Source organism: Candidatus Methylomirabilota bacterium (assembly GCA_035764725.1).
In the GTDB taxonomy this organism is placed as follows: domain Bacteria; phylum Methylomirabilota; class Methylomirabilia; order Rokubacteriales; family CSP1-6; genus DASRWT01.
On the sequence record DASTYT010000132.1, the window covers coordinates 1 to 9,126 of the forward strand.

Genomic DNA, 9,126 nt, shown 5'->3' on the forward strand with positions numbered 1-9,126 from the left:
ATCCTGGTAGAAGAGCCCGATGCCGTTGACGGTCGCGCGTGGCATGGCGGGGCCCTCAGCCGACGACGGCGGCGAGGAGCTCACTCAGCTCGTCCAGCGTGCCCGCGTCGAGGGCGGTGGCAGGCGGACGGGCGCAGGAGGAGGCGATCCAGCCCCGACGCCGCAGGATCTCCTTGCGGATCGCGATGGAGGTGCCGGGCGTCGAGCCGGGTTGGCTCTCGTAGCGGATGAGCGGCAGCCACCGGTAGAAGAGGGTCCGCGCGTCGTCCCGGCGGCCCGCGACGAACGCATCGCGGATGGCGCGCAGCGCCTCGGGGTAGGGGAAGCCGGTCATCGCGCCGTCGGCGCCCCGCGAGAGCTCCTCGAAGAAGTAGCAGCCGCCTAGTCCCCCGAAGATCGCCACCCGGCGGGTGAAGAGCGCGCGTAGCCGGGTGATCTTGGGCAGGGTCGGCGCCTCCTCGAGCTTCACCGCCTCGATGACGGCCAGCTCGTCGGTGAGGGAGGCGATGAACGGCGCGGGCATCGTCACCTGCGTGGTCACCGGCTCGTCCTGCAGCACGACGGGCAGCGCGGTGGCGGCGGCGACCTCGTGATAGTAGGCGCGGACGGCGTCGAGGTTCTTCACCCCATTCGGAGGCGCCAGCATGAGCGCCTGGGCGCCGGCGTCGCGGGCCATGCGGGCGAGGGCGGCGGCGAGATGGGTGCCCGGGGCCGAGACGCCCACCGCGACCGGGACCCGGCCGCGCGTCTCCTTGACCACGCTCTCGATGACCTGGCGGCGCTCGTCGTCGGTGAGGCGATGCGCCTCGCCCGCGATGCCGAGGACGGTGAAGCCGGTGATGCCGGTCTCGAGCGCGCGCTCGACGAGTCGGGGCAGGCCATCGACGTCGAGGGCGCCCCCGTCGGTGAACGGCGTCGCCATGATGTGATAGACGCCGGCCCACTCGATCATGCGCGGCTCCGGAGGGGGGGCGCTACGCGCGGACCTGGCAAGCCACCCAGTGGCCGGGCGAGACCTGCTTGAGCACCTGCTCGTTCTCCGAGCAGGAGGGGACGCGGATGCCGCAGCGGGTGTGGAAGCGGCAGCCCGAGGGTGGCTTGATGGGGCTCGGTACGTCGCCCTCCAGCAGGATCCGCTTGCGCTTCACCTGCGGGTCGGGGATGGGCACCGCGGAGAGCAGCGCCTCGGTGTAGGGATGCTTGGGATTGGTGTACAGCTCCTTCGCGGGCGCGATCTCCACGATCTTGCCGAGATACATGACCGCCACGCGAGTGGAGATGTGCTCCACCACCGAGAGGTCGTGGGCGATGAAGAGATAGGTCAGGTTGAACTGCTTCTGGAGATCCTCCAGGAGGTTGATGACCTGGGCCTGGATGGACACGTCGAGCGCGGACACCGGCTCGTCGCACACGATCAGCTTCGGGTTCACCGCGAGGGCGCGCGCGATGCCGATGCGCTGGCGCTGGCCGCCCGAGAACTCATGCGGGTAGCGCCGGAGATGGTCGGCGCCCAGGCCTACCGTCTCGAGCAGGTGCACCACCCGCTCCTCGCGCTCGCGCCGCGACTTGGCGAGCTTGTGGATGACCAGGGCCTCGCCGATGATCGAGCCCACCGTCATCCGCGGATTCAGCGACGCGTAGGGGTCCTGGAAGATGATTTGCATGTCGCGCCGCAGGTGGCGGAGGGACCGCTTGTCCAGCGTGGTGACGTTCTTGTCCTCGAACCACACCTCGCCCGCGGTGGGCTCGATGAGGCGGAGGATGCAGCGGCCGGTCGTGGACTTGCCGCAACCGGACTCGCCCACGAGTCCGAGGGTCTCGCCCTTCAGGATCTCCATCGAGATGTCGTCCACCGCGTGGACGCGGGCCACTTCACGGGAAAAGAGACCCCCGCGGATGGGGAAGTACTTCTTGAGGTTCTTGACCCGAAGAAGCGGCGTCTCAGCCATGGCGTCGTGTCCCTCTCAGTACAGCCAGCAGGAAACCTTGTGGCCGGGCTTCACTTCCTTGAGCACCGGGTCCTTTTCGGTGCAGACCGGCTTCACGAACGGGCAGCGCGGGGCGAAGCGGCAGCCCGGCGCGATGTCGCCCCGCAGCGTCGGCACGGTGCCGCCGATCACCTCGAGCCGCCGCCGCTCGGTGGCGGCGAGGTCGATACGGGGGATCGAGCGCAGGAGGCCCTGAGTGTACGGGTGGAGCGGCTCCTTGAAGAGGTCGGCGACGGAGGCTTCCTCGGCGACCTTGGCGGCGTACATGACGACCACCCGCTGGGCGGTCTCCGCGATGACGCCCATGTCGTGGGTGATCAGCATGATGGCCATCTTCAGCCGCGCCTTCAGCTCGTTGAGGAGCTCGAGGATCTGCGCCTGGATGGTGACGTCGAGCGCGGTGGTGGGCTCGTCGGCGATGAGGAGCTTGGGATTGCAGGACAGCGCCATCGCGATCATGATGCGCTGGCGCATGCCGCCGGAGAGCTGGTGCGGGTACTCCTTGACGCGGCGCTCGGCGTTGGGGATGTGCACGAGCTTGAGCATCTCCACCGTCTTGTCCATGGCGTCGCGGCGCCCCAGGCCCTCGTGGAGGCGGAGGGCCTCGGCGATCTGCTCCCCGCAGGTGAACACGGGGTTCAACGAGGTCATGGGCTCCTGGAAGATCATCGAGATCTCTTTGCCCCGGATCTTCCGCATCTGGCCCGCCGGCAGGTCGACGAGGTTCTTGCCGTCGTAGAAGATCTGGCCCTCCACGATCTTGCCGGGCGGCTGCGGGATCAGCCTCATCACCGACAGCGCGGTCACCGACTTGCCGCAGCCCGACTCGCCCACCACGCCGAGGGTCTCACTCTTGTCGATGTAGAGATCGACGCCATCCACCGCGCGGACCGTCCCCTCGTCCGTGAAGAAGTAGGTCTTGAGGTTCTTGACTTCGAGAAGGCGCTCGGCCATGTGGGGGTCCTCTCAGCGCCAGGCGGCGGTGATTTCCCGGAACGCGTCCAGGGCGCGGTGGATGTCCTCCGAGTCCACGTCCTTGTGGGTCACGCAGCGGATCGAGGTCGGACCCGCGTGGTGCACCTTGATCTTGCGGGCGGCGCAGCCCGCCACCAGCTGGGTGGCGCGCTCGGCCGTCGCGATCTGGAAGCGCACGATGTTGGTCTCGACGGTGGCGAGGTCGAGGGTGAGGCCGGGCAGGCCCACCAGGCCCTCGGCGAGGCGCCGCGCGTGCGCGTGGTCCTCGGCGAGGCGCTCGATCCCGGTCTCCATGGCGACGAGGCCGGCCGCCGCGAGCACGCCCGCCTGCCGCATCCCGCCGCCGATCATCTTGCGCACGCGCCGCGCCCGCGCGATGGCGTCACGCGAGCCGCAGATCAACGAGCCCACCGGCGCGCCCAGTCCCTTCGACAGGCAGAAGGTGACCGAGTCGACGTGGCGCGTGAAGTCCTCCGCGGGCCGCTTGAGGGCCACCGCGGCGTTGAAGATCCGCGCACCGTCGAGATGCACCGGCACGCCGGCCGCGTGGGCGGCCTCGGCCACCGCGGCGATCTCCTCGGGCGTGGAACAGGTGCCGCCGTGGCGGTTGTGCGTGTTCTCGATGCACACGAGCCCCGTCACCGGGAGGTGGATGTTCGCGCCGCGCACCGACTCGCGCACCTGCCGCGGGGTGAGGAAGCCGCGCTCGGTCACGAGGGGCCGGGTCTGCAGCCCGCCGAGCCGCGCGGCGCCGCCGACCTCGGAGGTGAAGACGTGGCAGTCTGCGTCGAGCAGGATCTCCTGGCCGGGCTGGGTCTGGGCGAGGATGGCGACGAGGTTGCCCTGGGTGCCGGACGTCACGAGCAGGCCCGCTTCCTTGCCGGTCAGGCGGGCGGCGAGGGCTTCCAGCCGCCGGACGGTGGGATCCTCTTCGTACACATCGTCGCCCACGTCGGCGCGCGCCATCGCGTCACGCATGGCCTGGGAGGGAAGGGTGAAGGTGTCGGAGCGCAGCTCGACGACGTCGTGCACGGTCTACCTCGCGGCGGTCTTGAGGCGCTGCGCGGCGCGGCGCCCCCACTCGGTGTACGGGAACTCGCCGGCGAGCCGCTCGAAGCGGGCCCGCGACTCGTCGGACTTGCCCTCCATCGCGGCGACCTCGCCGAGCCGGAACAGGGCCTCCGGCACCACGAGCGTGCGCGGATAGTCCTTCAGCACCACCTCGAGGCGCTGCCGAGCAGCCACGATGTTGCCCTGGTTGAGATAGTAGCTGGCGACCCACAGCTCCTTCTGGGCAAGGCGACCGCGGCACACGTCGATCTTGGCGAGGGCGTCCGAGGCGTAGCGGCTGTCGGGGTACTCGCGAACGAGCTTCTTGAACTGATCGATGGCTCTCGCGGTGATGGACTGATCCTGCTCCACCGGCTTCATCTGGTCGTAGTAGCTCATGGCGAGCCGGTACTGCGCCAGATCGGAGATCTCGTGGCGGGGGAAGAAGGCCAGGAAGCCCTCGAACTCCTTGATGGCCTTGTCGAACTCGCCCTCCCGGTAGTAGGCCTCGCCGACGAGGAACTTGGCCTTGGGCGCGTACGTGGACTGCGGGTGGCGCTCGACCACCTTGCGGAACTGTAGGCGGGCCTCTTCGTACCGCTTCTTGTTCATCTCGGCCTCGCCTGCCGCGTAGAGGTCGGACGCCGGCTGAAGCGGCGTGGGCCGCTGCTTGAAGAGGTCCACGAACCAGCCGCCGGCCGAGCAGCCTCCGAGGAGGAGCGCCAGGAGGAGGAGGGACGACACCGAGCGAGCCCGCGACGGGACGCGCATGTGGCGTGAAAGGTAAGGGCACAGTCCAGCAAAGTCAAGGAGATTGACAGGCTCCGGAGCGATTCTTATGATCCTGACGTGGCCTTCCCGACGATGTACCGTGTCCGGCAGAAATTCTCGGGACCCCGGCTCGCCGACATCCCCGGGGGGGTCCGTCAGGCCCTCCGTACGGCCTCCCTTCCCATCCGCCGGGGCGACACCGTGGCGGTCGGAGCCGGGAGCCGGGGGATCGCCAACATCGACGTCGTCGTGCGGGCCACGGTGGACGAGCTCAAGGCCCAGGGCGCCCGGCCCTTCGTCTTCCCCGCGATGGGCAGCCATGGGGGGGCGACCGCCGAGGGCCAGCTCAGCGTGCTGGCCCACTACGGGATCACCGAGGCCTCGATGGGGTGCGAGGTCCGCGCCTCGATGGACGTAGTCCAGGTGGGGGAGGCCCTGGGGATGCCCGTCTGGCTCGACCGGATCGCCGCCGAGGCCGACTGGATTGGGCTCGTCAACCGGGTGAAGCCCCATACCGACTTCAAGGGCTCGATCGAGTCGGGTCTCTTCAAGATGATGACGATCGGCCTGGGCAAGTACCGAGGCGCCATCCAGTACCACCGCGCCGCCGTCAACCGGGGGTACGAGACCGTCATCACCTCGATCGGCCGCGAGATGCTGGGCAAGGCGCGCATCGGCTTTGGGCTGGGCGTCGTCGAGAACGGCTACGACGAGACGGCCAAGGTCGAGGCTTTCAATGCGGCCGACCTCGAAGCCGGCGAGCGCCGGCTCCTCAAGGAGGCGCGCGAGTGGATGGCGCGCCTGCCGTTCTCGCCCATCCACGTGCTGGTGGTGGAGGAGATGGGCAAGAACATCTCGGGCTCCGGCATGGACACCAACGTGATCGGACGCCCCTCCAATCCCCACGAGCCCTTCCCCAACGATCCCAAGATCCTCTGGATCGTGGCCCTCGACCTCACCGAGGAGAGCTACGGCAACGCCCTCGGCATCGGCAATGCCGACTTCACCACCCGTCGCCTCGCCGACAAAATCGACATGAAGATGACCCTGATCAATTGCATCGCCGCCTGCCAGCCGAACTCGGCCAAGGTCCCCGCGACCTACGAGACCGACCGCGAGGCGGTGGAGACGGCGCTGTCCTGCATCGGCATGATCCCGCCCGCGGAGGCGCGCGTCATCCGGATCAAGAACACCCTCGCCCTCACGGAGATCGAGTGCTCCGAGGCCTATCTGCCCAGCATCGCGCAGCGCCCGGACCTCGAGATCGTGGGTGAGGGGCGTCCTCTCGGCTTCGACACGGACGGCCGTCTCATCCCTCTTCACGCCCGCTGAGCCTCCCCCGCTAGGGGGCGGCCTCGTACGTCCGCGCGCCGGCATACCTTGACAGGGCGGAGAGTAGCCCGTAGAGTCCGTCCAACCACGCGCGCAACGTGCGCGCCGGCTCGCTGTGCCGCAGTCCTGGAGGCGACGATGCCTCGGTTCCCGGTCCCGAGACACGCTCCCCCCGCCGATTCCGGTCACCTCGGTGGCCGATGGTGAAGTCCGTCCGCTCCGTCCCGTTCGCGCCCGGCTCTCTTTCAAAGGAGGCGTTCATGGAGCCCGTCAGCCGCCGCCGTTTCCTCGTCGGGAGCACCGCCGGCCTTGCCGGCATCCTCGCTACCCGGGTGCCGCCCGCGCGCGGCCAGGTGCGCGAGGTCTCCTACCTCTGCTGGAACAACTTCGCGCCGGCCTCGGACAAGAAGATGGCCGAGATCGGGCAGCGCTTCACGAAGGACACGGGGATCAAGCTCAAGATCGACCATATCTCCCACATGGGGCCCCAGCAGGCCAAGTACGCCTCGGAGGTTCAGACCCAGGCTGGGCACGATCTGGTCGAGATGCGCATGCACTTCCCGTGGCTCTATGAGCCGCAGCTCGTCGACGTCTCGGACGTCGTGACGGGCCTCGAGAAACAGTACGGCAAGGCGCTCTCGTCCTCCTACGAGGGCGCGCACGTCAACGGCGTGTGGCGCGCGGTGCCGCAGTACCACGGGATGTTCGTGGCCACCTACCGCGAGGACCTCTTCAAGAAGGCCAGCCTCAAGGTGCCGGACACCTGGGAGGACCTCTATACCGTCGGCAAGGAGCTCAAGAAGATGGGGAACCCGGTCGGCATCCCCATCAGCCAGAACTACGACTCCATCTCCACCGCGGGCCCGGTGCTGTGGTCTTTCGGCGGCATGGAGGTGGACAAGGACGGCAAGACGGTCAAGATCAACTCCCCCGCCACCGCGCAGACCATCGAGTGGTACAAGAAGATGTTCAAGGACTGCATGGAGCCGGAAGTGCTGTCGTGGTCCGATGCCAGCAACAACGAGTCCATCCAGCAGGGCAAGGCGGGCTGGATCCATAACCCGGTGTCGGCCTACATCATTGCTAAGCAGAAGAAGCTCGTCACCGCCGACGGCATCAACCACCACCGGAGCCTCGGGGGGCCGGCCGGCCGGCACGAGACGGACACGCCCCGCCACATCGGCATCTGGAAGTTCAGCAAGAACGTCGAGCCAGCCAAGGAGTGGATCAAGTACCTGATCGGCAAGAAGGAGAACTACGACGAGTACATCATGGCGGGTGACGCCTTCAACCTGCCCGTCTACGAGAAGCTCGCGGACCATCCGGTGCTGAGGACCGATGCGAAGTACGCGGCGCTGCGGGGCGAGGGCGTGCAGTACCACACCTACGGCTGGCCCGCACCGCCGTCCGACAAGGTGCAGCTCATCACCAACACCTATCTCCTGCCCAACATGATCGCCAAGGCGGTCACGGGCACCTCAACCAAGGACGCCATGGCCTGGGCCGAGGGGGAGATGAAGAAAATCATCGCGGGATAACGATGGCGGTCCGCGCCGACGAGCTCGCCGTTACGCGTAGCCGCCCCGGGATGCTGGGGCGGCTCCGCGTCTGGCTGGACCGGGAGCCGGTGCTGGGGCCGGTGTTCGTGACGCCGGCCCTGCTCCTGCTGCTGCTGCTCGTCGCCTATCCGTTCGTGATGGCGCTCTACTTCTCGATGTCGAACGCGTTCATCGGGCGGCCCAGCGAGTTCATCGGCATTCGCAACTTCGTGAAGCTCTGGGACTCGGACGTCTTCCGTCAGACCTTCCAGAACGCGTTCGTCTTCACCGGCATCGCGGTGCTGTTCAAGATCGTGCTGGGCATTTGCCTGGCCCTGCTCCTCAACGAGCAGCTCTGGTTCAAGCGCCTCATTCGGGGCGCAGTGCTCCTGCCGTGGGTCATTCCCACCGCACTCTCGACCCTCGGCTGGTGGTGGATGTTCAACTCGCTCTACAGCGTCGTGAACTGGACGGGCATCGCGCTGGGCATCATGGCGCCGCCGGGGCCGAACTGGCTGGGCCAGGCCCACTACGCGATGGCGGCAGTGATCACCGTCAACATCTGGCGCGGCCTTCCGTTCTTCGCCATCACGATCCTGGCGGGCCTCGTGGCGATCCCCAAGGAGCTCTACGAGGCGGCGGAGGCCGATGGGGCGGGGGCGAACGCCCGCTTCTGGCACATCACGCTGCCGCTGCTCAAGCCGGTGCTGGCGGTGGTGGTGCTTTTCTCCACCATACTCACCTTCGGCGACTTCAACATCGTGTACGTGCTCACCCACGGCGGGCCCATCAACTCCACCCACCTCTTCGCGACCCTGTCGCGCCAGATCGGCATCGACACCGGGCGGCTGGGCGAGGGCGCGGCAATCTCGCTCTACCTGTTCCCGCTGCTGGTCTTCGTGGTGTGGGCGCAGCTCCGCTTCGTGCGGAAGCAGCAATTCTAAGCGATGGCCGTCGCGCGCCGTCCGCTCCTGACGAAGGTGACGAAGCACCTGCTGCTGATGCCGTTCCTCGTGTTCGCGCTGTTCCCCTTCTATCACATGACACTGACCTCCCTGAAGCAGGACCGGGAGCTCTACGACCGCAACGCGGTGCCGCTGATCATCAAGCAGGGGCCCACGCTCGAGCACTACACCAAGCTCATCTGGGACACCGAGTTCCTCATCTGGACCAAGAACAGCCTGATGGTGACGGCGATCGCCACGTTCGTCTCGGTGGTCATCGGGACCATTGCGGCGTACGCGCTCGCCCGCCTCAAGTTCTTCGGCGTCGCCGCCTTCGGGACCGGCATCTTCGTGACCTACCTCGTGCCGACCTCGCTCCTGTTCCTGCCCCTCGCCCAGGTCGTGAACTGGATCGGCCTCGCCGACTCGAAGTGGGCGCTGGTCCTCACGTACCCGACCTTCCTCGTGCCGTTCTGCACCTGGCTCCTCATCGGCTATTTCCGCACGGTGCCGAAGGAGATCGAGGAG

Annotated in this window: 9 protein-coding genes; 4 read left to right on the plus strand and 5 right to left on the minus strand. The window is 67.7% G+C overall.

The features are described from left to right. Positions 1–55 precede the first annotated feature (55 nt). Genes VFX14_22295 through VFX14_22315 form a run of 5 tightly spaced genes read right to left on the minus strand, consistent with a single transcriptional unit; the run spans position 56 to position 4,757 of the window. Entirely contained in the window at positions 56–952 is an 897-nt protein-coding gene (locus tag VFX14_22295; protein HEU5192424.1) for a dihydrodipicolinate synthase family protein, read from the minus strand. A 22-nt stretch (positions 953–974) separates the two neighbouring features. Then, positions 975–1,949 carry a dipeptide ABC transporter ATP-binding protein gene (locus tag VFX14_22300; GenBank protein ID HEU5192425.1) on the minus strand — a complete coding sequence of 325 codons (975 nt, stop codon included), beginning with the start codon at positions 1,947–1,949 and terminating at the stop codon, positions 975–977. Between the two features lie 15 nt (positions 1,950–1,964). After that, complete coding sequence (locus VFX14_22305; protein ID HEU5192426.1) at positions 1,965–2,942, minus strand: ABC transporter ATP-binding protein; 978 nt, start codon at positions 2,940–2,942, stop codon at positions 1,965–1,967. 12 nt (positions 2,943–2,954) lie between these two features. Then, positions 2,955–3,995 carry a GntG family PLP-dependent aldolase gene (locus VFX14_22310; protein HEU5192427.1) on the minus strand — a complete coding sequence of 347 codons (1,041 nt, stop codon included), beginning with the start codon at positions 3,993–3,995 and terminating at the stop codon, positions 2,955–2,957. A 3-nt stretch (positions 3,996–3,998) separates the two neighbouring features. After that, complete coding sequence (locus VFX14_22315) at positions 3,999–4,757, minus strand: outer membrane protein assembly factor BamD (protein ID HEU5192428.1); 759 nt, start codon at positions 4,755–4,757, stop codon at positions 3,999–4,001. A 105-nt stretch (positions 4,758–4,862) separates the two neighbouring features. Between VFX14_22315 and VFX14_22320 the strand changes: the two genes are divergently transcribed. The 4 genes from VFX14_22320 to VFX14_22335 all read left to right on the plus strand — a co-directional run. Then, positions 4,863–6,116, plus strand: coding sequence for a [Fe-S]-binding protein (locus VFX14_22320; protein HEU5192429.1), 1,254 nt, complete (start codon positions 4,863–4,865; stop codon positions 6,114–6,116). Between the two features lie 260 nt (positions 6,117–6,376). Then, positions 6,377–7,654: an ABC transporter substrate-binding protein gene (locus VFX14_22325; GenBank protein ID HEU5192430.1), complete on the plus strand. Its 1,278-nt coding sequence runs from the start codon at positions 6,377–6,379 to the stop codon at positions 7,652–7,654. Positions 7,655–7,656: 2 nt separating this feature from the next. Then, a complete protein-coding gene (locus VFX14_22330; protein HEU5192431.1) occupies positions 7,657–8,598 on the plus strand; it encodes a sugar ABC transporter permease in 942 nt (313 codons plus the stop codon). Between the two features lie 3 nt (positions 8,599–8,601). Continuing rightward, on the plus strand, positions 8,602–9,126 hold a 525-nt coding region (locus tag VFX14_22335; protein ID HEU5192432.1), incomplete at its 3' end, for a carbohydrate ABC transporter permease.